The sequence below is a fragment of the Rhodococcus sp. P4_B6 genome, assembly GCF_056402215.1.
In genome coordinates, this window is sequence record NZ_JBFUHV010000091.1 from 1 (window position 1) to 25,411 (window position 25,411).

General features: G+C 68.4%; 25 protein-coding genes and 1 pseudogene. 11 read left to right on the top strand and 15 right to left on the bottom strand.

Features of this window, described 5'->3' with window-relative positions; genetic code table 11:
* From AC1DWT_RS31640 to mrf, 10 genes and pseudogenes are all read right to left on the bottom strand, one after another.
* A pseudogene (locus AC1DWT_RS31640) lies at positions 1-154 on the bottom strand (MspA family porin); the annotation flags it as partial.
* 246 nt (positions 155-400) lie between these two features.
* A complete protein-coding gene (locus AC1DWT_RS31645; RefSeq protein WP_095861231.1) occupies positions 401-1,084 on the bottom strand; it encodes an MspA family porin in 684 nt (227 codons plus the stop codon).
* A gap of 72 nt (positions 1,085-1,156) precedes the next feature.
* Complete coding sequence (locus tag AC1DWT_RS31650) at positions 1,157-1,840, bottom strand: MspA family porin (RefSeq protein ID WP_095861230.1); 684 nt, start codon at positions 1,838-1,840, stop codon at positions 1,157-1,159.
* Between the two features lie 663 nt (positions 1,841-2,503).
* Positions 2,504-3,064, bottom strand: coding sequence for a MogA/MoaB family molybdenum cofactor biosynthesis protein (locus AC1DWT_RS31655; RefSeq protein WP_072937287.1), 561 nt, complete (start codon positions 3,062-3,064; stop codon positions 2,504-2,506).
* Positions 3,064-4,557 carry a S1C family serine protease gene (locus AC1DWT_RS31660; RefSeq protein WP_095861232.1) on the bottom strand — a complete coding sequence of 498 codons (1,494 nt, stop codon included), beginning with the start codon at positions 4,555-4,557 and terminating at the stop codon, positions 3,064-3,066. Before AC1DWT_RS31660 ends, AC1DWT_RS31655 begins: the two co-directional genes overlap by 1 nt.
* 129 nt (positions 4,558-4,686) lie before the next feature.
* Positions 4,687-6,165, bottom strand: coding sequence for a sensor histidine kinase (locus AC1DWT_RS31665; RefSeq protein ID WP_095861233.1), 1,479 nt, complete (start codon positions 6,163-6,165; stop codon positions 4,687-4,689).
* A complete protein-coding gene (locus AC1DWT_RS31670) occupies positions 6,165-6,851 on the bottom strand; it encodes a response regulator transcription factor (protein WP_095861234.1) in 687 nt (228 codons plus the stop codon). The genes AC1DWT_RS31665 and AC1DWT_RS31670 overlap by 1 nt, the downstream gene beginning before the upstream one ends.
* Positions 6,852-6,919: 68 nt before the next feature.
* Entirely contained in the window at positions 6,920-7,528 is a 609-nt protein-coding gene (locus AC1DWT_RS31675; RefSeq protein ID WP_072937291.1) for a trimeric intracellular cation channel family protein, read from the bottom strand.
* Between the two features lie 108 nt (positions 7,529-7,636).
* The gene (locus AC1DWT_RS31680; RefSeq protein ID WP_015889426.1) at positions 7,637-7,891 is read right to left on the bottom strand and encodes a type B 50S ribosomal protein L31; all 255 of its coding nucleotides are present in this window, start codon (positions 7,889-7,891) and stop codon (positions 7,637-7,639) included.
* Entirely contained in the window at positions 7,888-9,153 is a 1,266-nt protein-coding gene (gene mrf, locus AC1DWT_RS31685; protein WP_477923690.1) for a ribosome hibernation factor-recruiting GTPase MRF, read from the bottom strand. Before mrf ends, AC1DWT_RS31680 begins: the two co-directional genes overlap by 4 nt.
* A 97-nt stretch (positions 9,154-9,250) precedes the next feature.
* Between mrf and rpmB the strand changes: the two genes are divergently transcribed.
* Genes rpmB through rpsR form a run of 4 tightly spaced genes read left to right on the top strand, consistent with a single transcriptional unit; the run spans position 9,251 to position 10,236 of the window.
* Positions 9,251-9,487, top strand: coding sequence for a 50S ribosomal protein L28 (gene rpmB, locus AC1DWT_RS31690; protein ID WP_072937293.1), 237 nt, complete (start codon positions 9,251-9,253; stop codon positions 9,485-9,487).
* A complete protein-coding gene (gene rpmG / locus AC1DWT_RS31695) occupies positions 9,487-9,654 on the top strand; it encodes a 50S ribosomal protein L33 (RefSeq protein ID WP_005238642.1) in 168 nt (55 codons plus the stop codon). Before rpmB ends, rpmG begins: the two co-directional genes overlap by 1 nt.
* A 12-nt stretch (positions 9,655-9,666) precedes the next feature.
* Positions 9,667-9,972, top strand: coding sequence for a 30S ribosomal protein S14 (gene rpsN / locus AC1DWT_RS31700; protein WP_005259913.1), 306 nt, complete (start codon positions 9,667-9,669; stop codon positions 9,970-9,972).
* Positions 9,973-9,981: 9 nt separating this feature from the next.
* Positions 9,982-10,236, top strand: a complete 255-nt coding sequence (gene rpsR / locus AC1DWT_RS31705) for a 30S ribosomal protein S18 (RefSeq protein WP_005238639.1) — start codon at positions 9,982-9,984, stop codon at positions 10,234-10,236.
* Positions 10,237-10,296: 60 nt separating this feature from the next.
* Here the strand turns inward: rpsR and AC1DWT_RS31710 are convergent, their stop codons facing one another.
* The 3 genes from AC1DWT_RS31710 to AC1DWT_RS31720 form a co-directional block, all read right to left on the bottom strand.
* Positions 10,297-10,890 (bottom strand): DUF305 domain-containing protein, encoded by a 594-nt coding sequence (locus AC1DWT_RS31710; RefSeq protein ID WP_095861435.1) that lies wholly within the window; start codon positions 10,888-10,890, stop codon positions 10,297-10,299.
* Between the two features lie 71 nt (positions 10,891-10,961).
* Positions 10,962-11,351, bottom strand: coding sequence for a DUF6153 family protein (locus AC1DWT_RS31715; RefSeq protein ID WP_241031519.1), 390 nt, complete (start codon positions 11,349-11,351; stop codon positions 10,962-10,964).
* 134 nt (positions 11,352-11,485) lie between these two features.
* Entirely contained in the window at positions 11,486-12,538 is a 1,053-nt protein-coding gene (locus AC1DWT_RS31720; protein ID WP_072937297.1) for a serine hydrolase domain-containing protein, read from the bottom strand.
* Between the two features lie 141 nt (positions 12,539-12,679).
* Between AC1DWT_RS31720 and AC1DWT_RS31725 the strand changes: the two genes are divergently transcribed.
* From AC1DWT_RS31725 to AC1DWT_RS31745, 5 genes are all read left to right on the top strand, one after another.
* Positions 12,680-13,609: an AEC family transporter gene (locus tag AC1DWT_RS31725; protein ID WP_072937418.1), complete on the top strand. Its 930-nt coding sequence runs from the start codon at positions 12,680-12,682 to the stop codon at positions 13,607-13,609.
* Positions 13,610-13,623: 14 nt separating this feature from the next.
* Positions 13,624-14,088, top strand: a complete 465-nt coding sequence (locus tag AC1DWT_RS31730; RefSeq protein ID WP_072937298.1) for a hypothetical protein — start codon at positions 13,624-13,626, stop codon at positions 14,086-14,088.
* Between the two features lies 1 nt (position 14,089).
* Complete coding sequence (locus AC1DWT_RS31735; protein ID WP_072937299.1) at positions 14,090-15,253, top strand: MFS transporter; 1,164 nt, start codon at positions 14,090-14,092, stop codon at positions 15,251-15,253.
* 149 nt (positions 15,254-15,402) lie between these two features.
* On the top strand, positions 15,403-18,585 hold the full coding sequence (locus AC1DWT_RS31740; protein ID WP_477923696.1) for an NAD-glutamate dehydrogenase domain-containing protein: 3,183 nt from the start codon (positions 15,403-15,405) through the stop codon (positions 18,583-18,585).
* Positions 18,586-18,638: 53 nt separating this feature from the next.
* The gene (locus AC1DWT_RS31745; protein ID WP_378679313.1) at positions 18,639-20,000 is read left to right on the top strand and encodes a flavin monoamine oxidase family protein; all 1,362 of its coding nucleotides are present in this window, start codon (positions 18,639-18,641) and stop codon (positions 19,998-20,000) included.
* Between the two features lie 24 nt (positions 20,001-20,024).
* Here AC1DWT_RS31745 and AC1DWT_RS31750 read toward each other — a convergent pair whose 3' ends face one another.
* Positions 20,025-21,551, bottom strand: coding sequence for a PucR family transcriptional regulator (locus AC1DWT_RS31750; protein WP_477923697.1), 1,527 nt, complete (start codon positions 21,549-21,551; stop codon positions 20,025-20,027).
* 289 nt (positions 21,552-21,840) lie between these two features.
* On the opposite strand from AC1DWT_RS31750, the gene AC1DWT_RS31755 reads away from it, so the two are divergent.
* Together AC1DWT_RS31755 and AC1DWT_RS31760 are read left to right on the top strand one after the other, a co-directional pair.
* Positions 21,841-23,079, top strand: a complete 1,239-nt coding sequence (locus AC1DWT_RS31755) for an MFS transporter (RefSeq protein WP_378679319.1) — start codon at positions 21,841-21,843, stop codon at positions 23,077-23,079.
* A gap of 17 nt (positions 23,080-23,096) precedes the next feature.
* Complete coding sequence (locus AC1DWT_RS31760) at positions 23,097-24,743, top strand: amidohydrolase (RefSeq protein ID WP_072937303.1); 1,647 nt, start codon at positions 23,097-23,099, stop codon at positions 24,741-24,743.
* Between the two features lie 9 nt (positions 24,744-24,752).
* Here the strand turns inward: AC1DWT_RS31760 and AC1DWT_RS31765 are convergent, their stop codons facing one another.
* A complete protein-coding gene (locus AC1DWT_RS31765) occupies positions 24,753-25,376 on the bottom strand; it encodes a TetR/AcrR family transcriptional regulator (protein ID WP_174705441.1) in 624 nt (207 codons plus the stop codon).
* Positions 25,377-25,411 lie beyond the last annotated feature (35 nt).

Consider the following 25,411-nt stretch of genomic DNA (forward strand, 5'->3'; position numbering starts at 1 on the left):
CATTCGGGCCGGCCTTCGAACCATCGGGCAGCGGGATGAAAGTATCCGCGCTCGCCGCACCAGTAGACATCAAACCGAGTGCAACAGCCGCAGCAGCACCCAGGCCTGCAATACGGGCGCCACGGCGCAGGCCGGACTTGCGGTTCTCGCTCATTCGTTCCCCTCATCAGGCGTAGCTGCTCCGACCTTCGGAGAAAGCCCAACCACCTAGTGACGGTCCAAAGTTAGAGCATTCGAGTCCGAAACGTAATATCCAGAAGGGCGCATTTACGTAAGCGTTACCGTACATAAAGGAGCGTTATTTGCGTGTAATAGCGCATCTTGAACGCCAAAAATCGGGGCGCGGGTATTCCCGCGCCCCGATTCCGGGGTATTTCCTACTTGTTTATGGAGAAGGCAATCAGCCGATGCTGAAAGGCTGTCCCCACAGGGTGACGTTGCTGCTCACGTTGTCGGTGCTGACCGCGACCTTGACGTAGCTGCGCGCCTGGGCGTAGCCGGCGCAGCCGCTCACGCCGAGGGTCGAGTCGGCCCAGGTGACCGAACCGGTCTTACCCGTGAACTTGTTGCCGCCGGAGTGCGACTCTCCGCCGTAGGCGTCCTTCTTCTCGAGGTCGAGAATGGTGACGTTCTTGGCCTGGCCGGGGCCCAGGGTGATGGCACCGTTGCTCTTGCCGGCCAACGGGCCGGACACAAGGTTGCCGCTCTCGTCATCGATGGTCATCTTGCTGCTGGCGCCGGCGTCACCCTTGGCGCCGAAGTCGACCTGGCAGGCGAGGATGTAACCGGGGGTGATGGTGGCACCCTTGGCGCCGGCACCGTCCAGCGTGACCGCGGCCTTGCCGTTGACCCAGACGTTGCGGTGCAACGGCGTCGAACCCATCGACGGCGAAATGTTCGCACTCTCGTCCGTCAGGTTCACCGTCACCACGGTGCCGTCAGCCAACGTCTGCGTGATCGAACCACCGGGCAGCGGAATGAACGTATCGGCATTCGCCGCACCGACGGAGAAGAAGCCCATGGTCGCGGCAGCAGCGGCACCGACCGCCGCCAGACGCACACCGTTCTTACGGTTGATGATCATTGTTCCCTCTCAGGGATAGAAACCTCGCACACGCGAGAAAGTGGGTGGGAAGAACTGCGAAAGAGACCGAAATCAGCCGATGCTGAACGGCGCACCGTACAGAACGGTCTTCGAGTAGTCGTTACCCACGATCTCCACGACCGAGTACGACCGAGCCTGCGCGAATCCACCGCACTTCTGAACCTGCAGCTCCGCATCCTGGTACTGCAGCGCGTACACGCCGTCCTTCTTGATGTCCTTCGCCGCGATCGGCACGTACTTGACCTCACCCGAGTTCAACGGAACCGACAGCCCGAGGCTCGGCGTCAACGAAGACAGATCCGCAGAGAACGACGGGCTCGCCGACAGACCGGTGATGTCCACCTGGCAACCCACGATGTACCCGGTCGACACCCGCGAAACACCATGCGTCGTCGACGCATTCGTACCGTTGTAGGTACCCGCATTGTTCGTCGTGGCATTCGCGTCCGGAACCTCGGTGACCTCCTTGATGCCCTTGACATCAGCAGTCACAGTTCCCGACACCCACGCCACACGACCGGCGCCATTGGCAGCCAACGACGGCGACGACAGAGCGCTCTCCGCGGTACGCGTCACCGTCACATTCGGGCCGGCCTTCGAACCATCGGGCAGCGGGATGAAAGTATCCGCGCTCGCCGCACCAGTAGACATCAAACCGAGTGCAACAGCCGCAGCAGCACCCAGGCCTGCAATACGGGCGCCACGGCGCAGGCCGGACTTGCGGTTCTCGCTCATTCGTTCCCCTCATCAGGATTCGTGCAGGTTCCCAGCCCCGACGATCGAAGCTGAGGAGTGGTCCATTTCGGGCCCAGCGCAGTATTCGGAGCAAAGGTGTCCGCAGCGTTAACTACAGAAGTCCAGTTGCCCGAATTTCGACGCTAGAGACACACCTCACAAGGAGGCCGTCCGGGCGACGACGTGGCACCACGCCCCGCCCTCCATCTTCGTACTGACTCGTCAGGGACATTAACCTGCGCTAAGAACCTGAGCAACGTGATCAGCTCGTGACGCAATTGTGATGTGCCTCACAAAGTTGAAAACGAAACGTTACCTACGGGTAGCCCCGCTTTGGAATCGCGTGAATGAAAGCGGCCGTACCAGTGACTTTCCGAGCGCGAGTTTTTCCGTTACTGCAGACAACACTTAGATTCATCCAGATTTCAATCACGCATTCACCCATGGTGGGGAGGAACCTGACGCCGAAGCCACTCCTCGGACTCGTGGCGTCTGTCCACATACTGAGACGCCTCGTCGGGTTCGCGTTCGTCCGCGGTGGTGTCGGGGAAGACGTCCCCGAAGATGCGCTCGAGCCGGGCCCTGTCGATCGGGGCCCGGCTCGGAACTGCCTGCTCGTCCGGCTCGCTGTGCGAACCCGGCTCGTCGGAACGAGAAATCGTCTCAGCCTTCCAGACCGGACAATTCGGAAATCACGTGTGTCGCGAGCGGCGTCAGGGTGGCCATGCCGTCCCGGACCGCGGCGCGGGAGGACGCGAGGTTGACCACGAGTGTGCTGCCGGACACACCGGCGAGCCCGCGGGAGAGGCCGGCATCCAGTGAACCGGCGGCGAGACCCGAAGACCGGAGGGCCTCCGAAATTCCCGGAATCTCGCGGTCGAGGACCTCGGCGGTGACGTCGGGGGCGACGTCGCGCGGCGACACCCCGGTGCCGCCCACGGAGACGACGAGGTCGACGCCGCCGATGACGGCGGTGTTGAGCGCGTTGCGGATCTCCACCTCGTCGGCCGCCACCGCGACGATGGCGTCGACGATGAAGCCGGCCTCGTTCAGCAGTTCCGTCACGAGAGGCCCGATGGAGTCCTTGCCGTCACCGTGAGCGGTGCGGTCGTCGACGATTACCACCAGCGCGCGGCCGGCCAGCGAGGCTTCGATGTCCATGGTCCCTACCGTAGTGGCCCCGTTCAGAACGGACTCGACCTGCCCGAGAATCCCGGTGTTCATCAGCGGCCGCCCTGTTCGGCGGTTCCGAGCGTGACGTCGACGGTCTTGGAATTCGATCCGTTCCCGTCGGTGTAAGTGATGGACACGTTGTCTCCCGGTGCGTGTGAACGGATGGCGGCGATGAGCGCGTCGCCGCTGGTGATGACCCGGTCGTCGACCTTGGTGATCACCGACCCCTTCGGAATTCCCGCCTTCTCCGCCGGACTGCCCGACGTGACCTCGACGACGGTGGCACCGTTGGCGGCGTCCTGCGACGGGACCTGGATCCCGATGACGGCCTGGGTGGCCGTGCCCGTCTTGACCAACTCGTCCGCGATGCGCCGGGCCTGGTCGACCGGGATCGCGAAGCCGAGACCGATGGAGCCGCTCTGCTCGCCCCCGCCGGAACCGCCGATGCTCGCGATGGCGGTGTTGATGCCGATCAGCTGACCGTCCATGTTGACGAGGGCGCCGCCGGAGTTGCCCGGGTTGATCGCCGCATCCGTCTGCAGGGCGTCGATGACGGTGTTCTGGTTGCCGGACTCACCGCTGGTGGACACCGGGCGGTTGAGCGCCGAGATGATGCCCTCGGTGACGGTGCCGGCGAGACCGAGAGGCGAACCGATCGCGACGACCTGCTGTCCGACCTGCACGTTGCCCGAAGTGCCCAGCTCGATCGGCGTGAGGTCCGTCTTGCCGTCCACCTTGATGACCGCGAGGTCGGATACCGGGTCGGCGCCGACCAGCTTGGCGTCGGTCCTACTGCCGTCCGAGAAGGCGACCGTCAGCTTGCCGCCCTTGGCGGCCGCGCCCGCGACGTGATTGTTGGTGAGGATCATGCCGTCGGACGAGATGACGATGCCGGATCCCTCGCCACCCGAACCGCCTGCCGTCGCCACCTCGATCTGCACGACGCTCGGGACCACCTTGTTCGCGACCGCCTGCACCGACCCCGCCGGTGCATTCGCGGCCGGGGTCGCGGTGTTGTTCTTGGGGGCGTCGAGGGAGTTGGTCACCGCGGCGCCGCCGCCGTTTCGATCCGTTGCCAGGGAGCCCACGACGCCGCCGATGCCGCCGCTCACGAGAGCGAGCGCCACAGCGCCCACCACGATCGCCGTGCGCGCGGGACGCTTGGTCACCGTAGCCGTCGATCCCGCCCCTGCCTGGCCGGGCCCCTGCAGGCCGGGGAACGGCCCCTGAGGCGCCCCGGGCTGCCCGGCCGCGTGCTGGGCACCCGGATGCCCCGGAGCGCCGTGCTGGGGCTGCCCGAACTGCTGGGTGGGCTGGTGCGGCGCACCGTACGGGTTGCCCTGGGGGTACCCGGCGCCGTAGGCCTGCTGACCCGCCGGACCGCCCGCCGGGTTGTGCGGAGTGGTCGGGAACTGCTCGGTCGGGTGGTACCCCGGCGTCGGCGGCTGCGGCTGCGGGTGGGCCGGCTGGTCGGGGCGCCCGCCCCGGTCGCCACCGGCGTTCTCGCGGCTGTCGCCGTCGTGGCTGTTTCGATCCTCGGTCATCGCATCACTTCCATCTCCCGCGACCACCCGCAGGGGCAGTCGCACCGTCTCTGTCTACGAGAGTGCCCGGTGGGACTGAGAAGGTCCTGAGACCGGCCTTTGAGTTAGCCGAGACCTCGAGCTTCGAGCCTATTCCGCTTCGGGTTCACCCGGAAGGACGATGCGGATGAGCGCACCGCCCCGTTCGGAGACGTCCACCGCGATCGTGCCGCCGTGCTTGACCACCACCTGCCGGACGATCGCCAGCCCCAGCCCGGAGCCGGGCATCGAGCGCGACGCCGTGGACCGGTAGAAGCGGTCGAACACCAGCTCCCGATCCTCCTCCGGAATACCCGGGCCCGCGTCGTCGACCGTCAGCTCGAGAAGTCCGTCGCCTGCCGGTCGCATCGCCACCCGTACCTGCTCACCGGTGGGACTCCACTTCGCCGCGTTGTCGAGCACGTTGAGCACCGCCCGCGACAATCCCGCGTGGTCGCCGTAGACGAACCAGGGAACGGTGACGGCGGTGAAGTCGATCTCGTTACGCCGGCGGCGTGCCCGCTCGAGGCTCCGCTCCACCACTTCGCTGAGATCGACTCTCTCGAAGATGGTTTCCGGTGCGTCCTCACGGGCGAGGTCGACGAGGTCGCCCACCAGCTGCGAGAGTTCCTCGATCTGCGCCACCACGTCGGTGCGCAGTTCGGCCATGTCCTCGTCCGGAATATGCGGCGCGCCAGGACGACTCGACGCGATCAGCAACTCCATGTTGGTGCGCAACGAGGTGAGCGGCGTCCGCAGTTCGTGTCCGGCGTCGGCGACGAGCCGGCTCTGCCGCTCCCGCGATTCCGCGAGCGCCCTCAGCATGGTGTTGAAACTTTCGGTGAGCCGGGCGAGTTCGTCGTTGCCCGTCACCGGCATCGGCGTCAGATCGTCGGTCCGGGCCACCCGTTCCGTGGCGGCGGTGAGCCGGGCGATCGGACGCAGACCGGTGCGCCCCACCGTCGTTCCGGCGGCGGCCGCGAGGACCACCCCGCACCCGCCGACGATGAACAGGACCCAGGCCAGCCGGTCGAGCACCGCCCCCGTCGGCGCCAGCCGCTGGGCGATCACCAGCGTGCTGCCGTCCTGGGTGCGCTCGGCCAGCACCCGCTGGTTGTCCGCGGTGCGCAGGGACGTTTCCTGCTCGCCGCGCGCCACCGACAACTCCGGCTCGCCGATCGGCACATTGGAACCCGGTGGCGTGTACGTGTCGAGGTCTGGAAAGACCAGCGCCACACTGATGTCCGTCGTGTACAGCGTCGCGCCCGCGATGTAGCGCGGATCGAACGTCACGAGGTTGCTGTCGATCAGCGCCGACGCGCGGTTGCGCAACTGGTTGTCGACATCGGCGTACAGGGCCCGCGACACCACTGCGTACGCGGCGATCGCCATCACCGCCACCGCGATGGCCACCACGGACGCGGCGAGCAGCGTCACCCGCCACCGCAACGAGACCGACCGTGTCAACGGCATCGGAGGCCGCATCTCGGGCGGTAACGGGATCGGTCCTGTGGGGTGCCGCGAAATAGGGTGCGTGTCGTGCTTCGCCGACCCCGACTTGGGGGCAGTTCTGTGGAACGGAACAGCCATCACGGAGGAGTCTCCCGCAGCACGTAGCCGACCCCGCGGACGGTGTGCAGCAGGCGGGCTTCTCCGTCCGCCTCCGTCTTGCGGCGCAGATACCCGACGTAGACCTCGAGCGCGTTGCCGGACGTCGGGAAGTCGTAACCCCACACCTCCTCGAGGATGCGGCCACGGGTCAGCACCCGGCGCGGGTTGGCCATCAGCATCTCGAGGAGCGAGAACTCGGTGCGGGTGAGGCTGATGGACCGCTCGCCACGCGTCACCTCGCGGGTGACCGGATCGAGCGTGAGGTCCTCGAACGTCATCTTCTCCGAATCGATGCCCGGCTCCGGCGCGGCGCGGCGCAGCAGCGCACGCAACCGGGCCAGCAACTCCTCGAGGGCGAACGGTTTCGGCAGGTAGTCGTCGGCTCCGGCGTCCAGGCCCGACACCCGCTCCGACACGGAGTCGCGCGCGGTCAAGACGAGAATCGGCAGGTCGTCGCCGGTGCTCCGCAACCGGCGGCACACCTCGAGACCGTCCAGACGCGGCATCATCACATCGAGCACGAGCGCGTCGGGGCGCGCGTTCGCGACCTTCTCGAGAGCATCGATACCGTCGACGGCCAGTTCCACCGAGTACCCGTTGAAGCTGAGAGACCGCCGTAAGGACTCCCTCACGGCGCGATCGTCGTCGACCACCAGAATGCGCATACCCGACAGTTTGGCCCGATCAACTGAGATATGTCTGAGAAGGGGACCTCGACACGAGATGGCGCCCGTCACTCGAGGACGCGCGGACCCGGCAGCCCCCAGTTCCGCCACAACGCCACCAACCGCAGCGCGGACGCGAACACCGTCCCCACGACCAGCGCCACATCGGTACCCGAACCCCACTCGCTGACCGCGACGACCAGCGCCGAACCGAGCAGCGCCGGCACCGCGTAGAAGTCCCGCTGCAGCAGCAACGGGACCTCGTTCACCAGCACGTCGCGCAGGATGCCGCCGCCGATCGCCGCGGTGCCGCCGATGAGGCACGACGCCAGCGGACTCGCCCCGTGGTCGAGGGCGATCACCGCGCCCGTGCTCGCGAACAGCCCCATCCCCAGGGCGTCCAGCACCAGGATCTCCCGGCGGAGCCGCCCGACAGTCGAGTGCAGGAAGAACACCAGCAACGACATGACGAACGACGTGCCGAGGTTCGGCCAGCTACCCAGCGACGTCGGCGGATGGATGCCCAGCAGGACGTCGCGGACGATGCCGCCACCGAGAGCGGTGAACACACCGACCACGCAGACACCGAAGATGTCGAGGCGCTTCGTCACCCCCACCAGGGCGCCCGACGCCGCGAACACCGCGATGCCCACCAGTTCCAGGATGTACAGCAGCACCCGCCAAGGTTCGCACGTGGCGTGTCACTTCCCGGCCGGGTCCACCAATCCCAGCTTCACGGCCTTCGACCCGTGAGTACTTGTTAACCGCCCGCGGTTAACAAGTACTCACGGGCGCTTGCGCACTCCGTACCGGCGCTCGAACTTCTCGACGCGGCCCGCGGTGTCCATCACGCGCTGCGCACCGGTCCAAAACGGGTGCGATTCGCTGGTCACGTCCACGACCACCAGTGGATAGGTATTACCGTCCTCCCACACGGCGGTGCGGTCGCTGGTCAGCGTCGACCGCGTGAGGAACGTGGTTCCGGTGCTCGCGTCCTGGAACACCACGGGGTGGTAGTCGGGATGGATTCCTGGTTTCATTCGTGTCCCTCTCTCGATTCGGGTTCTACATAGGGTGATTCGCTGCTCTCGCAGGGATCTTCGTGGAACTGCCCGAACGGGTCGGGCCACGACTGCCATCCGGCTTCGTCCGCGAGTTCGTCGTCGGTGACGAGCGCCCACTGCAGGGTGCGGTCGATCTCGGTGGGGTCGGCGGCATGCACCAGCACCACCATCGACGTGTGCCGGTCGCCGAAGCGTTCGTCCCAGCACAGCGCTGCCATCGCACGACGCGCGACCCCGACCTGTTCCTGTTCCTCCGGGGTCATGGCGGCCAGCCAGCGGTCGGCGCTCGCCACCCGCAGTCCCCCACCGGCCGACTCGAGCCACAGCGCCTCGTCCGGCTGCGTCGCGACCCACACGCGTCCGCGCGAGGTGACGACGCCGTCGAGGAGCACGTCGACGGCCTCGTGCAGCCGCTCCGGATGGAACGGCCGGGTAGCGGTGAACTCGACGAGCATCACGCCGCAGTCGTGGGACAGCGGCGGCTGTCCGCGCAGCAGCGGTGAGTGGGCGTGGGACGGCTCACCGCGTCGCGCGCCGGCCGGGATGTCGAGGAGCAGTCGCTCGACGTCGAGGGTGTCCCCGCCCCAGCTGATCGATGCGCCCGGTGCGAGCCGGGCCAGGACGGCGTGGAGCCGCGCCTGCTGCCAGCCGTCGCCGGCGCTGCCCGCCACCACGAGGGCGTCGGCGAAGTCCACCTGCCCGACCGCGACCTGCGCCACGGTGCGGTCGTCGTCCAGCGCGTCGTCGCCGGTGGCATCGGCCAGCCACGATCCCGCGTCGAGGCAGGTGACGACGCCGTCGACGCGCACGTCCCGCGACGCCGGACCGTCGATCTGCCCGACCACACCGGACACCGACACGTGCTCGACCGCCCAGCAGACGGCCTCGGGTTCGAGCCTGCGGTCGAGGTGCAGCACGATGCGCTGCACCGAACTGCGGGTGTGCAGGCGGCGGATCAGCGGCAGGAGGTCCTGACGCAGCGTGCAGGAGATGCAGCCGTGTGCCAGTTCGAGGATGTGGAGGCGCTCGCGCGGCGCCCCTGACTCCAGCGTGGTGACGGTGCGGCGCACGACGCCTTCGTGCAGGAGGTCGAGGTCGTGATGCACGACGACGGTGCCGTCGCGGAGCAGCGAGCGCGCCGTGTCCTCGGTGGGGCCGTTCCAGCCGGATACCAGGATCAGTGGCGTCCGGCCGTCGAGTATCTCGTTCACGAGCACCCTTTCGATAACGATTGTCATTACGTTGACGGAACGCTACATTGGAAACCCGCCGTTGTCGAAAATGATTGTCATCACCCTCTCGTCGAGTTGTCGCGAGAGGCAGAGAGGAACGCCCATGTCGGCGCACTGCCAGGTGACCGGACGCCAGCCAGGATTCGGCAAGTCCGTGTCGCACTCCCACAAGCGCACCAACCGGCGCTGGGATCCGAACATCCAGAAGAAGACGTATCTCCTACCCAGCGAGGGCAGGCGGATCACCCTCACGCTCTCCGCGAAGGGCATCAAGACCATCGACCGGGACGGCATCGACGCCGTCGTCGCCCGGATCCGGGCCCGCGGGGAGAAGATCTGATGGCCGCCCGCAACGAGATCCGCCCGATCGTGAAACTGAAGTCGACGGCGGGCACCGGATACACGTACGTGACCCGCAAGAACCGCCGCAACGACCCGGACCGTCTGGTGATGAAGAAGTACGACCCGGTCGTGCGGAAGCACGTCGATTTCCGAGAAGAGAAGTAGAAGACACCGCCCATGGCAAAGAAGTCGAAGATCGCGAAGAACGAGCAGCGCAAGATCGTAGTGGCGCGCTGGGCCGAGCGCCGCGCGGAGCTGAAGGAGACCATCCGCCGCCCGTCGAGCAGCGAAGACGAGCGCGCGGAGGCCCGGGCGGCACTGCAGCGTCTGCCCCGCGACGCGAGTCCGGTACGATTGCGCAATCGAGACGCTGCGGATGGACGTCCGCGCGGCCACCTGAGGAAGTTCGGGCTCTCTCGCGTGCGTGTTCGCGAGATGGCGCACCGCGGGGAGCTGCCAGGCGTCCACAAGTCGAGCTGGTAAAGGAAGAAGATGGCAGTCAAGAGAGCACCGTCGAAGAAGCCGCGTCCCGTCGAGGGCCGCAAGCCCAAGAAGAACCCGTTGTTCGCGGCCAAGATCGAGTACGTCGATTACAAGGACATCAACCTCCTCCGCACGTTCATCTCGGACCGCGGCAAGATCCGTAGCCGCCGCGTCACGGGCCTGACCCCGCAGCAGCAGCGTCAGGTTGCCGTCGCCGTCAAGAACGCTCGCGAGATGGCTCTGCTGCCCTTCACGAGCCGGTAACTCGCAAGGCACCGAAAAGGCCGCGTAATCCTCGGATTACGCGGCCTTTCGTCATTTCGGTCAGCCGAGCGCGGCCTGCATGTCGGTGATCTCCTTCTGCTGCGCGGTCACGATGTCGGCGGCCATCTGCTTCGCCTCCGGGTTCTCACCGTCGGCGAGTTCGGCATTCGCCATCTCGATCGCGCCCTTGTGGTGCTCGATCATCATGACCAGCCATTGCCGGTCGAATTCGGTGCCCGACAGTGCCGTCAGGGCACCCATCCGATCGGCCGACATCACGCCGTCGCCGTGGTCCGTGCTGCTGTGGTCCATGCCGGACATGTCGGACGCCGGAACCGGTTGTCCCCACTGCTGGAGCCAGTCGGTCATCCGGTCCATCTCCGGTTGCTGCGCCGCCTCGATCGCGGCGGCGAGAGTGACCACATCGGTGTTCTCGGTGCGGCCGACGACCAGGTCGGCCATCTCCACCGCCTGCGCGTGGTGCGGGTACATCCCGTTCAGGAACGCGATGTCGGCGTCGTTGAACCGTGCCTGCGAGTGGGCCACCGACGTCGTGGTCGTCGTCGAGGTGCCGGCCGAGTCGGTGCCGCACCCGGTCAGGACCAGAGCGGCGGCCGCCGCGGCGGAGATCAGGGCTGTGGTGGTGGTACGCATGAGGAACTCCTCGGGATCAATTCGGAAGTTTGACAGTCGGATCCGCCGGGGCACACGCCCCGGGCCCCCWGTCACACCCGCAGAATCGAGAGTTCCGCCAACGACAACACCGTCCACGGCGGTGGGCCACGACCCGACTGCACACGGTCGGCGCTCACCCGCGACCGTCGCGCCGCGGGATCCGCGGAGTGCCTCCACAGCAGCATCGCCGACGTCAGCGCGGCGATCACTACGATCACACCGGCACACTGGTGGCCGGTGAGATGGACTTGCCCGCAACCGTCCCCGCCGCATCCGTGGGGGTCCTCGTCGTGAGTCGCGGTTGCCGAGGGTTGTTCATGCACCGCGGCGATCGCGGTCGGCGCGATCAGGCTGTGCATGAGGAGCACCCCGGCGGCGACAGCGATCAGCAGCGCGGCACGCGCCACGACTGTGCGCCTCCGCCCGGTTGCCGTCTCCACAGCCCCACTATAACCGGACATACCCGGCGGGGGTACCCAGGTGAGTGGCGATGCGTGCCCGAGGACACTTTGTCACTCACGTGCCCGGCGTCCCTCAGGTGAGCGGCAAAGTGTGCCCCGGCACGCTTTCGCACTCACATGGGGGTGTGCGCGAGGATCTCCAGGCCCTGCTGCTCGAGTCCGCCGATCGTGTCGGTGAGGATGACGAGCCCGCGGTCGTTCGCCCGGTCGAGCACGACGGTGCACTGGAAGCCGCCCGTCGCGCCGCCGTGCAGGGTGTAGTCCCGGCCTTCGAACGGGACGATCGACCACGTCAGCGCCCGATAGCTGTCGCCGACCCACCGCGGGTCCATGGCCGTGCCGCCCGGGACCGTTCCGTCGAGCAGAGCCCGGACGTACGTCGACATGTCGTTCGCCGTGGACCGCAATCCACCGGCCGGCGCGTACGCGTCCAGCGGCCACGGGTCCTGCGACCGGTGCAGGACGTCGAATCCGCGAGTGACGTTCGCGGGCAGGTCGGCGGCGGTGAGCGGCATCCACGACTGCGACAGTCCGAGCGGGACGAGCATGCGATCGCGGAGCAGCGACGGGTAGTCGGTGTGCGCGGCCGCGGCCAGCGCCTGGCCGAGCAGCGCGAAGCCGACGGTCGAGTAGGAGTAGCTGCCGCGGGTCGTGAGCGGCGCCGACCGCAGTTGCTGCAGCAAGGTGTCCCGGTCGTAGGTGAACGGATTGGACGCGACAACCCAGTGCCCCACGGCGACCACGGTGTCGGTGCTCATCGGGAACTGCGCCAGCCCGGACGTGTGGGACGCCAACTCGAGTAGTGTCACGTCGCCGACCGGCGAGCCCTGTAGCGGCAGCACGTCCGCGACCTTCGTGTCCTCCCGCACCTCACCCCGGGCGACGGCGTCGACGAACAGTGCCGCGGTGAACGTCTTGGTGACGGAACCGATCTCGTAGTCGGTGTCCTCGGTGGCCCCGAAGTTCGCGAATCGGGTGCCGGAGGCATCGATGTACGCGACGCTCGCGTTCTCGCGGTAGCTGCGTCCGAGGACCTGCCCGGCGAGCGCGATCAGAGCCGGATCCCCGCTCGACGGCGGGGCCAGCGCCGACGCCACGGGAGCGGCGCCCCAGGCGAGGGTCCACGCACAGAACAGCGCGCAGAGAACGGTCGTACGACGCAGCATTTCGACTCCTCGGGCGCGACGGAACGCGCACACAGACGATGCCCCCGACCGGAGGCTATTGTCACCCACCCGAACGCCTGGCACTAGACTTCGGAAGGTTTGCCGACAGGAGGCTTACCTGTCGAGGAGGTGCCCCGCAGCGTGTCGGGAGTGGTTGCGGGATTCACCGTCATATTCGTGATCATCGCGATCGGCTACATTCTCGGCCGACGCGGGACGCTGGGTGCGGAGGGCGAATCCGTCCTGGGCAGGCTGGTGTTCTTCGTCGCCACACCGGCGCTGCTGTTCGATTCGCTCGCATCGTCCGACCTCTCCGTGATCTTCTCGCCCACTCTGGCCGTCGCGGCTGCCACTGCATTGACGGTCGGCGCACTGTACATGGTCGTCGCGAAGCTGTGGCTACACAGGTCCCTTCCGGAACTGACGATCGGCGCGCTGTCGTCGTCGTATGTGAACTCCGCGAATCTGGGCATCCCCATCGCGGTCTTCGTCCTCGGCGACGCCTCGTTCGTGGCGCCGCTGCTGCTGTTCCAGATCATCGCGTACTCCCCCATCGCGCTCACCATCCTCGACGTCACCACGCTCCGGCGGGGCGCGTCGCGACTCGACACGATCACCGCGCCGTTCAAGAACCCGATCGTCGTCGCGGGCGCGGCGGGACTGTTGATCGCCCTACTCGGCTGGACACCGCCGGAAGCCCTGATGCAGCCGTTCCGGCTCATCGGTGGCGCGTCCGTACCGGGTGCGCTGCTCGCGTTCGGCATCTCGCTGTACGGGGTGCGGGTGCTGGAGAAGGGGACGAGTCCGCGTCGCGACGTCGCACTGGCGTCGGTACTCAAGATCGTCGTGCAACCGGTGCTGGCCTATGTGATGGCGCGCTATCTGCTCGGGCTGGGCGGCCACGAACTGTTCGCCATCGTGGTGGTGGCAACGCTGCCGACGGCGCAGAACGTCTTCGTCTACGCCAGCCGGTACGGGGTGGGAACGGTGATGGCCCGGGACACCGCATTCGTCACGACTCTGGCGGCGATTCCGGGGATTGCGCTGGTCTCCGGCCTGCTCGCGGGATGAGGTTACCGTGGCTTATGCGCGTAATCGCCCTCGCAGTGCTGGCCTGCCTCGCCGTCGCCGGATGCGGGTCCGGTTCGAGCACCGACGAACCGACGATTCCCCCGGAGATCGCATCCGCAGTGGATCCCAGCCCGACTAATCCGTCGTCGGGGATGCCCATTCCCTCCGAAGTGCCCGGGGAGGACTTCGGCACCGTCTTCGAACCGCGTCCCGACATCGTCCGGGCGAATCCGACCCCGTTCGAGTCGTGGTCCCGCGCGGACGGAAACAAGGTGGCGATCCACTTCGTCACCGGAACCCCGGAGTGTTACGGCGCCGACGCGACGGTCACCGAGACCGACACCACCGTCACGATCTCGCTGCGCACCGGCACGCTCCCGGAGGCGGCCGACAAGATGTGCATCCTCGTCGCCGTGTTCGGCACCCTCGAGGTCCAGTTGCAGGGGCCGCTCGGAAATCGTCAGGTGATCAACGGTTGACCTGGTGAAGCACTGGTTCCTCAACGTCTGCATCGCCACTGCTCTCCTCCAGGCCGTCTATCACGCTGTCCGCGTTCTCGTCTCCTACCGCGTCCTCGCTCTCGGCGGCGACGCCGTGACGATCGGCGTCGTCACCGCGCTGTTCTCGCTGGCGCCGCTGCTCGTGGCTGTCCGGATCGGACGCGCCGTGGACCGCCGGCATGCGGCCGCGGTTCTGCGGACGGGTGTGCTGCTGACTTCCCTCGGCGTCCTGGTGATCGCCGTCAGCGGCGACCTGATCGTCCTCGGACTCGGGAACGTGATCCTCGGGTTCGGGCAGATCCTCGTGACCGTCGCCGGGCAGGGGTTCATCACGCTCCTCTCCCCACCGGGTGAACTGGACCGCGGTTTCGCCGGATTGACGCTGGGCGTTTCGATCGGCCAGGCCGTCGGGGTACCGCTGGTCGGCGTGATCGCGGCCGGAAGCTCGGACGGCGGCGTCGTCGAGACCACCCTGGCGTTGACGGTGATGGGTGTGGTGGCGCTGGCCGCGGTCCCGTTCGCCTGGCCGATTCGCGAACGCCCGCAGCCGGCGGGACCACCGACGCCCGGCGACCGTCAGTCCGTGTTCAGCATGATCTCGACGACGGGGATGCGACCGGCCGTGTTCAGCAGCCTGATCGTGCTGGCGTCGGTCGACGTCGTCGTCGCGTACCTCCCCGTCCTCGGGCACGAGTTCGGTTTCAGCGTTCTCCTGGTGACGTTGCTGCTGACCGCGCGCACCGCGGCGTCGATCGTGTCGCGCGCCTTCCTGCCGTGGCTGCTCACTTGGGTGCCGCGGTCGAAACTGCTGGTCTCCGCGACGCTGTGCTCGGCGCTGCCCACCGCCCTGCTGCCGTTCGTCCCCCACCCCGCTGTGATGGCGCTGCTGCTCGTCGTCGCCGGATTCTTCTGGGGCATCGGCCAACCCCTGACCATGACGTGGGTGGCCGGGCTCGTCACCGCCGCCAACCGGGCCGCCGCGTTGTCGCTGCGGCTGACCGGCAACCGACTCGGGCAGGTGCTGATTCCGCTGGCCGCGGGCGCCGCGGCAGGCGTCGCGGGGACGTCGTCGATCTTCGTGATCACCGGCGGTCTCCTCGGCACCGCGGCGGTGTCGACGTGGCGAGCTGTGAGTACTTCTTAACCGCCGGCGGTTAACAAGTACTCACGGGTGCCGAAACGTCGCGTCCACCGACACACGACGCTCCACTTCGTCGGATGTGGCGTGCGTCTCTCATCGACACACTGGTTCCCAGTCACGCGTTTGTCAGATCAGGGGTCAGGAGCCACACGATGAGCTATACCGGTGTCATTCCGAGCACGACCGACACACCCCGTCCACGCCCGGACGAGGCCGCCGTGTCGAGCGCGGTCCTGGCGTCCGGAGGTACCACCCCGCGGCTGCGTTTCGTCGACTCCGCGGACGCACAGCCCGAGCCGGCCGCCGTCATGGTGTGGCCGCAGGGCACCCCGCTGCTCGCGGAACTGGTCGCGTTGTTCGCCGACCTCGGGTTGCAGGTGGCGTCCCACGAACAGCTGCCCGAAGGCGAGCCCGGCGGCCCGCTGGTCCACCGTTTCGACTTCAGCACCGGCGACTTCGCCTGGGATGCCGCAACTCCCGGACTGCTCTCCGACGCGTTCGAGGCCGCGGCCGCCGGACATCTGGAGGTCGACGGTTTCACCCGCCTCGTCGCCGCCGCGAACCTGACGTGGACGGATGCCGTCCTGGTCCGGGCGGCGTGCCGGTACCTCCGTCAGGTGGGACTGGGGCTGTCGGAACCCAACATCGTCGCGATCCTGTTGCGGCACAGCGATTTCGTGCGCGGATTCCGCAACCTGTTCACCGCCCGCTTCGATCCCGCCCTCGCCGGCTCCGATCGTGAGAGCGCCGCGACGGACGCCGAGCGGGTGCTGCTCGCCGCGATCGACCGGACCGCGACGATGGACGAGGACCGGCTGCTCCGCGGACTGCTGTCGTTCACCTCGGCGGTGTTGCGCACCAACTGGTTCCGCCACGACCGCACGATCAGCGCCGCCCCCGCGGCCTTCAAGATCGACCCGTCGCTGTTGTCACTGTCCGCGGTCGTGACGCCGTACCGTGAGATCTTCGTGCACTCGCCGATCGTCGAGGGCAGCCACGTCCGCAGCGGCCCGGTGTCCCGCGGCGGCCTGCGCTGGTCGGACCGCAAGGACGACTTCCGCACCGAGGTCCTGGGTCTGATGAAGACGCAGCACGTGAAGAACTCGCTGATCGTCCCGATGGGCGCGAAGGGCGCGTTCGTGGTGCGCACCGAGACGACCCCGGACGCGGTCCGCGCGGCGTACACGAGTTTCATCGACGGACTGCTCGACGTCACCGACGACATCGTCGACGGCGAGATCGTGCATCCCCGCGACACGGTGATCTACGACGAGTCCGACCCGTATCTGGTGGTGGCGGCCGACAAGGGCACGGCCCGGTTCTCGGATCTGGCCAACAGCATCGCGACGCGACGCGGGTTCTGGCTGGGTGACGCGTTCGCGTCCGGCGGGTCCGCCGGCTACGACCACAAGGCGATGGGCATCACGGCGCGCGGCGGATGGGTGTCGGTGCGCAGGCATTTCGCGGAGATGGGCAAGAACGTCGACACGGACGCGTTCACCGTGGTCGGCATCGGCGACATGTCCGGGGACGTGTTCGGCAACGGCATGCTGCTCAGCCGTGCCATCCGGTTGGTCGGCGCGTTCGACCACCGGCACATCTTCCTCGATCCCGAACCCGATTCGGAGGCGTCCTACCGCGAGCGCGAGCGCCTCGCAGCGGTGCCCGGCAGCAGCTGGGACGATTACGACCGCAGCCTCGTCTCGGCGGGTGGCGGTGTGTGGCCGCGGACGGCGAAGAAGATCCCGCTGTCGCCGCAGGTGCGTGAACGTCTCGGCGTGACCGCGACCGAACTCCCCCCGCACGAGGTGGTGAAGGCCCTGCTCACCGCGGACGTGGACCTGTTGTGGAACGGCGGAATCGGCACGTACGTGAAGGCGTCTGCCGAAGTCCACGCGGACGCCGCCGACCCGGCCAACGACGCCGTCCGGGTGGAGGCGAGCGACGTGCGCGCCGCGATGATCGGCGAGGGCGGCAATCTCGGTCTCACCCAGCGCGCCCGCATCGAGTACGCGCTGAACGGCGGCCGGATCAACGCCGACTTCATCGACAACGCCACCGGCGTCGCGACGTCGGATCGGGAGGTGAACCTGAAGGTCGCGTTGGACGCCGCCGTCGCGGCGGGCGAACTCCCCGCGGCGGAACGGAACACGCTGCTCGCCCGGGTTCAGGACGAGATCGGCGAATCGGTGCTCGCCGACGCCGCCTCCCAGACCCTCGCCATCAGCCTCGCCGAGGTCCACGCCCCGTTCCTGCTCGGACGCCACGAGCGGCTGATCGAGAACCTCGAGCGGGACGCCGGGATCAGCCGGGCGGCGGAGGTCCTGCCGTCGGCGGCGGAACTGTCGGCGCGCCACCGCGCGGGCCAGGGACTGGTGCGGCCGGAGATCGCCGTTCTGCTCGCGCAGTCGAAGAACCTCGTCGTCACCGAACTGCTCGCCTCCCCCGTGCTCGACTTCGCGGTGTTCGACGGTGTGCTCGCCGACTACTTCCCGGCCCCCATCCGCGAACGCGTCCCCCGTCAGATCAGCGGTCACCGGCTCGCCAGGGAGATCGTGGCCGTCATCGTGGCGGGCGACATGATCGACCGCGTCGGACCGGGCCTGATCCACCGACTGGAGGAGCGGCTCGGCGTCGGCACCCCCGAGATCACCGTCGCGTACGCGGTGGTGCGGCAGGTGTTCGACATCGACCGGCTGTGGAACGAGGTCCTCACGCTGCCCGGCGCGTCGCACCGGACCCGGCTGAACCTGCACTTCGGCATCCAGGACCTGATCGAGCGCACCACGTCGTGGCTGCTGCGGCACCGCACCACGGGCACGGATGCGCAGGAGTTGATCGAGCGTTTCGCGAAGCCGGTCCAGGAACTCGCGGCCGCGCTGCCCCGCCTCACCGGCGCACCGGCCCAGGACCTGGGCACGCTGCGGATCCTGGCGCAGGCCTTCGCCCTGGAGACCACCGCGCAGTCGCTGGACGTGCCGATCACCCAGGTGGCCGAGGCGTACCGCGAGTTCGGCCGCGTGGTGGGCCTCGACTGGCTGTCGGAACGGTTCTCCGTCGGCGAGACCGGGACCACCTACTGGGAGGCGATGGCGGGAGCCGTCCTCGTCGACAACCTCCAGGAGCACTGGCACGGCCTGATCGGGCTCGTCCTGCGCGGCGCCTCGCCCGCGACGACCGCCGCCGACGCCGTCGCCCACTGGCTCACCGAACACACCACCGCCGCGGACCGCCTGGCACAGATGCTCGGCGAACTGCGCAGCCTCGACCGCGTGGACAACTCGAGCATCTGCGTCATCGACGCCGAACTGTCGCTCGCGCTGACCCGCTGCTGAACCCGAACCACCTTTCACGAACCGATCAGCACTTCAACCAAAGGAGCTCGAAAGTGCCTACTCTCCAACGTGATGTCGCCATCGTCGGCGCAGGCCCGTCCGGCCTGGCCGCAGCGACGGCGCTGCGTAAGGCGGGGTTGTCCGTCGCCGTCCTGGAGGCGCGCGACCGCGTCGGAGGCCGCACCTGGACCGACACCATCGACGGCGCGATGCTGGAGATCGGCGGTCAGTGGGTCTCCCCCGATCAGACGGCGCTGATCTCGCTGCTCGACGAACTCGGCCTGGAGACGTTCGACCGGTACCGCGAGGGCGAATCCGTCTACATCTCGGCCGCGGGCGACCGCACCCGCTACACCGGTGAGTCGTTCCCCGTCGACGAGACCACCCGCAAGGAGATGGACCGCCTGGTCCAGATCCTCGACGATCTCGCCGCGCAGATCGGGGCCGAGGAGCCGTGGGCGCATCCGCTGGCCCGTGAACTGGACACGATCTCGTTCAAGCACTGGCTGATCGAGCAGTCCGACGACGCCGAGGCTCGCGACAACATCGGCCTGTTCATCGCCGGCGGCATGCTGACCAAGCCCGCGCACTCGTTCTCCGCGCTGCAGGCGGTGCTGATGGCCGCGTCCGCCGGATCGTTCTCGCACCTGGTGGACGAGGACTTCATCCTCGACAAGCGGGTCATCGGCGGCATGCAGCAGGTGTCGATCCGGATGGCGGCCGCCCTCGGCGACGACGTCTTCCTGAACGCCCCCGTGCGTACCGTCCGGTGGAGCGAGGACGGCGCAGTCGTGCTGGCGGACGGGGACATTCGCGTGGAAGCGTCCCGCGTGATCCTCGCCGTCCCGCCGAACCTGTACTCCCGCATCTCGTACGACCCGCCGCTGCCGCGCCGCCAGCACCAGATGCACCAGCACCAGTCGCTGGGACTCGTCATCAAGGTGCACGCCGTGTACGAGACCCCGTTCTGGCGTGCGGACGGCCTGTCCGGCACCGGATTCGGCGCCTCCGAGGTCGTGCAGGAGGTGTACGACAACACCAACCACGAGGACACCCGCGGCACCCTCGTCGCGTTCGTGTCGGACGAGAAGGCCGACGCGATGTTCGCACTGAGCGAGGAAGAGCGCCGCGCCACCATCCTCGGCTCCCTCGCCCGCTACCTCGGGCCGAAGGCCGCCGAGCCGGTGGTGTACTACGAGTCCGACTGGGGCTCCGAGGAATGGACCCGGGGCGCGTACGCCGCGAGCTTCGACCTCGGTGGGCTGCACCGGTACGGCAAGGACACGCGGACGCCGGTCGGACCGTTCCACTTCTCCTGCTCGGACATCGCCGCCGAGGGCTACCAGCACGTGGACGGCGCCGTCCGGATGGGTCAGCGCACCGCCGCGGACATCGTCGCCCGCCTCGGAAAGTAATCCCGTCCGGTCATCGCCCGGCAGTCACGACTGCCGGGCGATGATCGCGAGCAGCAGTTCGGCGCGCACGCGCGCCACGTCCAGCCGGCAGTCGATCAGCGATTCGATCCGCGCCATGCGGCTGCGCAGGGTGTGCCGGTGCACGCCCATCACCGCCGCCGCCGACTCCCAGTGCCCGTTCGCCTCGAGGAACGCCCGCAGCGACCCCAGCAATTCGGTGCCGTTGCTGCGGTCGTAGTCGTCGATCGGCGAGATCATCGTGTCCGCCAGCGAGTTCAGCACCTCCCGCGTCGAACTGAACGCGAGCAGCGCGCTGCCGGTCAGCGCCGCGAATTCCAGCGGATCCGCCCCCGCCTCGGCGGCCGACGCGGCGAGTTGGGACTGTTCGATGGCCGCCACGAGACCGGCGATCTCCCGCCGCCCGCTCAGCCCGGCCCGGATCGCCTTCCGCTCCGGGGCGGACAGACTGCGCAGCATCGCCCGCGCGAAGTCGACGTCGTCGGTTCCCCGCAGCAGGACGGTGACCCGCGCATCGTGCCTGCGTGAGAACAGTTGCCGTCCGGCCTTGTTCATGGCCACCGCGACCGCCGACTCGGCCCGTTCCGCGAGCGCGGGCGTCTCGGCCACGACCGTGAGTCCGCGGATCATGCCGTCCGCGTCCGCGGCGTGCCGGATCTGCGACCACGCGGGCGCGAGGTCGCGGTCCTCGGTGAGCAGCAGGCCGAGGGCGTGCGAATTGAGCCGGTTCTGTGCCGTCCTGAGTCGCACCGGCTTCTCGAAATCCAACGCGAGCAACGAGTTCGCGTGACCGAGCAGGATCTGGTCCACGTGACTGAGCGCGATGGGACTGATCACGGCGAGGTGGCCGTGCGGGGTGCTGCCGACGCTGATCTGCTGCACCGTGATCGACGCGCCCGAGCGCGCGAGCGACACGCTGCTCGACGCCCCGCCGGTGCCCGCCTCCAGCACGTCCCGCAGTTCCCCGAGCACGTCCTCCGCGGGCTGCGCCGGATGCGCCTCCAGCACCCGGCCGGACAGGTCGAGGAGCAGGACGGTGGACGACGTGGCGACGGCGAGTTCGCGGACGGTGGCGCCGGTGCCGCCCTGGATGACGGCGCGGGTCATCCGCGGTTGCGCCCGGGACGCGCGCAGCACCGCCTCGTACTCCTGCTCTGCCAGACGGTTCATGACCCTCTTGACCACCGCCGCGAACGGCGTGGGCAGCGGTATCTCGAGCAGCGGCAGTCCGATCTCGTCGGCGACGACCACCAGGTCCTCGGGCACCTCGGGATGGGAGAGTCCGGTGCCGAACCCGACCGCCGCCACGCCGGCCTCGCCGAGTCCGCGCAGGTACCGCGCCCGGTCGGCGGCCGTCAGCGGAAGCCGGATACCGGTGGTGAGGAGCAATTCGCCGCCGGAGAGCCAGCGGACGGGGTCCTGCAATTCGGTGGCGTGGGCGAACGTGATCTCGTTGCCGAGACCGGCGGCGCCACCCTTCAGTTCGAGAGCCAGGTCCGGCTGGGACAACATCCAGCGAACGGGAACGGTCATGTCGGCTCCTGCGCAGTGTGCGGTCGGGTCCGTGTCACCCTGACCGGTCGGAATGGGGATAGCGCTGGACAAGTTGGCCAGCTGAGCACGGACGACTACTCCATTGTGTCAGACGCCGACCTCGAACACCGCCGAAACGCAACATTAACGAATCAAGTTCGTTTGCCCCCTTGCGCGCGGGACGCACCCTCCGCATACTTAACGAATCCCATTCGCTAAGTGACCCACGTCTCACGCGGGCCGCCACCCGAGACCCGGAGTTGTCGTTGACCCACCCCAGGAATCCCACGTGACCGCCGCCGTCCGCGTCCCCCTGACCCTCGGCCGCGGTATCGCCACCTTCAGCGTCTTCGTCGTCGGCTACATCACGGCCAATCTCATCCCGCTCATGATCATCGCGATGGTCGACGACCTCGGCGTCACCCAGACCGTCGCCGGCGCCGTCCTCACCGGTTCACTGCTGGCCACCGCGCTCGTCTGCCTCGCGACCACCCGATGGGCGGCCGGCCGCTCACGCCACCTGCTCGGCCGCGTCAGCCTCGTCGTGATGGCCACCGGTTTCGGCGTCGCCGCCCTCGTCCACTCCGCGCCGATCGCGTGCGCCGCCATCATCGTCGGCGGGATCGGCGCCGGCGGCGCGGTCGCGGTCGGCGGGGCCGCCCTGGCCGCGCTGAACAATCCGAACCGGGTGTCCGGGATCAACGGTCTCGTCAACCGCACCGCGGTCACCGGGGTTCTCGCGCTCATCCCGATCCTCGGCCTGCACATGACCAATGCGTTCGGGATCGTCGCGGTGCTGGCGCTGGCGACGGTGTTCACGATCGCCTGGCTGCCGTCCGCCCCCGCCGTCGACGAGGACGAGCCGAGCGCGGCGCACACCCGAACCCCGTTGCCCGAGGGCGTCACCGAGAAGAAACTGGCCGTCGCCGGCTTCTCCCTGCTCGTACTCTTCGCGATCTGGGCGATCGGCGAGGACTCGCTGTGGGCGGTGTCCGGCATCATGGGCGCCGAACACGCCTCCCTGACCGAACAGCAGATGGGTCTGGCGCTCAGCCTGTCCACCGCGGGCGGCATCGCCGCCGCCCTCGTCCTCACCGCGCTCGGTTCGCGCCTCGGCCGCACCGTCCCCACCGCCGTCCTCCTCGGATTCGGCGCCGCCCTGAAACTGGGCTCGTGCCTGGCCACCGATTCGACGACGTATCTGGTGCTCATCATCGCCTGGAACACGGTGTACGCCGCGGCCTTCATCTACGTGGTGGCCATCGCCGCCGCGCTGGACTCGTCCGGCCGCTGGTCCGCCCCGCTCCTGGGCACATATCTGGTGGGGTCGGCGTTCGCCCCGCTCTTCGGCACGCTCGTGACCGGCGCCGTCGGGTACGTCGCGTTCGGCTTCGTCCTGGCGGGCATCAGCCTCGCCCTGCTCGTGCCGATCGTCTGGATCGCCCGCCTGTCGACGCGCACCGAGCAGGCCTCCGCGTTACCCGGACAGGATCCCGCTGCCCGGTACACCACCTCGGTCGTCGTCTGACGGAAAGAGAGAACATCATGAACACGGACACGACCCACTACCGCGGCGGCCGGATCTTCACCGCCGCCGAACCGGCCTGGGCCGAGTCGATGATCGTCCGGGGCGACCGCCTCACGTACGTCGGCGACACCGCGACCGCCGACACGCTGTCCGGCGACGCCCGCGTCGTCGACCTCGGCGGGGCATTCGTCCTGCCCGGCTTCATCGACGCCCACACCCACCTGCTGATGATGGGACAGGCCCTGCAGAAGGTGGACCTGCAGAGCGCCGCCGACCTGACCGACATCCAGGACCGCATCCGCCGGTTCGCCGCCGAGAACCCGGACGCACCCCGGCTCCTCGGCCGCAGCTGGCTGTTCTCCGCACTCGACGGGCACCCGCCGACGCGTCAGATGATCGACGCCGCCGAAGCCGACCGACCCGTCTACCTCGATTCCAACGACGTGCACTCGGCGTGGGTGAACACCGCCGCGCTGCGCGAACTCGGCATCGACGCGGACACCCCGGACCCGATCGGCGGCCGGATCGAGCGCGATCCCGTCACCGGCGAGGCCACCGGCATGCTGTTCGAGACGGCGGTGACCCAGATCGTGTGGCCCGCCCTCGCGAAGGTGATCAGCAACGACGAACGGGACACCGCGCTCGCGGCCGCCTTCGAGCAGTATCTCGCCGACGGCGTCACCGGTGCGGTCGACATGGCGCTCGGCGCGGACGAGGTCGCCGCGCTCGAACGCGCACTGGCCGCAGGCGGCGGCACGCTTCCGCTGCGGGTGGCCGGGCACTGGCTGATCGAACGAACCGATTCGGAAGAGGACAACGTCCGCCAGGTGCACGAGGCGGCGGAGTACCAGCAGCGCCTGCAGGGCCCCTGGCTGCGGATGGCCGGGATCAAGGTCATCATCGACGGTGTCATCGACAGCTGCACCGCCGCCATGAAAGAGCCGTACTCGGACGGCACGAACGCCGAACCGATCTGGGACCTCGCCGCGCTGGCACCGGTCGTCGCTGCGGCCGACGCCGCCGGACTCCAGGTGGCGATGCACGCCATCGGTGACGAGGCGTCGGAGATCGCGCTCGACGCGCTCGAACACGCCGTCGCCACCAACGGGATTCGCCCGCGACGGCACCGGATGGAGCACCTGGAGACGATCACGGAGGACAACGTGCAGCGGCTCGCCCGGCTAGGAGTCGTCGCCTCGATGCAGCCGGTGCACGCCGACCCGGCGATCCAGGAGAACTGGCGGGCGATGCTGGGCGACCATCGGGTCGAGCGGGCGTTCCCGTGGCCCGAGATGACGGCGGCGGGCGCTGTCCTCGCGCTGGGCTCCGACGCCCCCACCGCACCGCATCCCCCGCTGCCCAACATGTACATCGCGACGACGCGCAAGTCCGCGATCGATCCGGCGCTCGCGCCCAACCTGCCCGAGTACGCACTGCCGATGGCGGACGCGCTCGCGCACGCCACCCGCGACGCCGCCTACTCGTGCCGCTGGGACGACCTCACCGGTCAACTCGTCGCGGGCAAGGCCGCCGACTTCGTGGTCCTCGACGGGGATCCGTTCACCGCCGGCGCCGATTCCCTCCTCACCGCGCGGGTGCAGCTCACCGTGGTGGCCGGCTCGGTGCGCCACGAGGCGGAGGTGGCAGGCAGCCACCCGAGGTAGCCGACCCGCTCAGTCCCGTTCGGCTGCGGCGTCTTCCGTGACGCCGCAGCCGATCTGCTCACAGAACCCCAGCATCGCCGTGCGCGCGGCATCGACGGTGATGAGACTGTTTCCGCCGACGATGTGCAGACCGTACGCGTCTTCGAGGGCCACCAGATTCATTGCCGCCTGGTCGATGTCACCGCGCACGGCGAACTCCCCCGACGCGTGCCCGTCGCCGAGGATCGCGCGGTACGTCGCGAGTTGCCGCAGATACATCTTCCGGACCAGTTCGTCGTGCAGCGCCGAAGTGCCCGACATGAAGTCGAATTCGTAGAGCAGCCGCATCAGGGTGTCGTCGGGCCCGCTCGGCAGCCCCGCGTCGACGGCCGTCCTCAGCTTGGCGGCGTACGACGCCTGGGCGGCCACCGCCTCGTCGCGCTGATCGCAGTAGCGTTCGGTGCCCGCCCGGTGCGCCTCGACGAGAAGCGCATCCAGGTCGTCGAAATAGTAGAGCAGCGCACCGCGCGTCAGGCCCGCCCGCTTCGCCACGTCGGTCAGGGACAGGGACCGCAGTCCGTGCACGGATCCGGCCTGCAGCGTGGCCTCGATGAGTTCGGAACGCCGCTGCTTCTGAGTGTTCGGTCGCGCCATGCCGTTGACAGTAGCCGACGTGATCTGTGACACTC

Coding starts and splice junctions, on each gene's coding strand:
- rpsN (WP_005259913.1), top strand. CDS start 9,667: ATGGCAAAGAAGTCGAAGATCGCGAAGAACGAGCAGCGCAAGATCGTA.
- AC1DWT_RS31670 (WP_095861234.1), bottom strand. CDS start 6,851: ATGCGCATTCTGGTGGTCGACGACGATCGCGCCGTGAGGGAGTCCTTA.
- AC1DWT_RS31655 (WP_072937287.1), bottom strand. CDS start 3,064: ATGAACACCGGGATTCTCGGGCAGGTCGAGTCCGTTCTGAACGGGGCC.
- mrf (WP_477923690.1), bottom strand. CDS start 9,153: ATGACAATCGTTATCGAAAGGGTGCTCGTGAACGAGATACTCGACGGC.
- AC1DWT_RS31720 (WP_072937297.1), bottom strand. CDS start 12,538: ATGCTGCGTCGTACGACCGTTCTCTGCGCGCTGTTCTGTGCGTGGACC.
- rpsR (WP_005238639.1), top strand. CDS start 9,982: ATGGCAGTCAAGAGAGCACCGTCGAAGAAGCCGCGTCCCGTCGAGGGC.
- AC1DWT_RS31740 (WP_477923696.1), top strand. CDS start 15,403: ATGAGCTATACCGGTGTCATTCCGAGCACGACCGACACACCCCGTCCA.
- AC1DWT_RS31760 (WP_072937303.1), top strand. CDS start 23,097: ATGAACACGGACACGACCCACTACCGCGGCGGCCGGATCTTCACCGCC.
- AC1DWT_RS31660 (WP_095861232.1), bottom strand. CDS start 4,557: ATGACCGAGGATCGAAACAGCCACGACGGCGACAGCCGCGAGAACGCC.
- AC1DWT_RS31730 (WP_072937298.1), top strand. CDS start 13,624: ATGCGCGTAATCGCCCTCGCAGTGCTGGCCTGCCTCGCCGTCGCCGGA.
- AC1DWT_RS31665 (WP_095861233.1), bottom strand. CDS start 6,165: ATGGCTGTTCCGTTCCACAGAACTGCCCCCAAGTCGGGGTCGGCGAAG.
- AC1DWT_RS31750 (WP_477923697.1), bottom strand. CDS start 21,551: ATGACCGTTCCCGTTCGCTGGATGTTGTCCCAGCCGGACCTGGCTCTC.
- AC1DWT_RS31645 (WP_095861231.1), bottom strand. CDS start 1,084: ATGATCATCAACCGTAAGAACGGTGTGCGTCTGGCGGCGGTCGGTGCC.
- rpmB (WP_072937293.1), top strand. CDS start 9,251: ATGTCGGCGCACTGCCAGGTGACCGGACGCCAGCCAGGATTCGGCAAG.
- AC1DWT_RS31710 (WP_095861435.1), bottom strand. CDS start 10,890: ATGCGTACCACCACCACAGCCCTGATCTCCGCCGCGGCGGCCGCCGCT.
- rpmG (WP_005238642.1), top strand. CDS start 9,487: ATGGCCGCCCGCAACGAGATCCGCCCGATCGTGAAACTGAAGTCGACG.
- AC1DWT_RS31680 (WP_015889426.1), bottom strand. CDS start 7,891: ATGAAACCAGGAATCCATCCCGACTACCACCCCGTGGTGTTCCAGGAC.
- AC1DWT_RS31765 (WP_174705441.1), bottom strand. CDS start 25,376: ATGGCGCGACCGAACACTCAGAAGCAGCGGCGTTCCGAACTCATCGAG.
- AC1DWT_RS31650 (WP_095861230.1), bottom strand. CDS start 1,840: ATGAGCGAGAACCGCAAGTCCGGCCTGCGCCGTGGCGCCCGTATTGCA.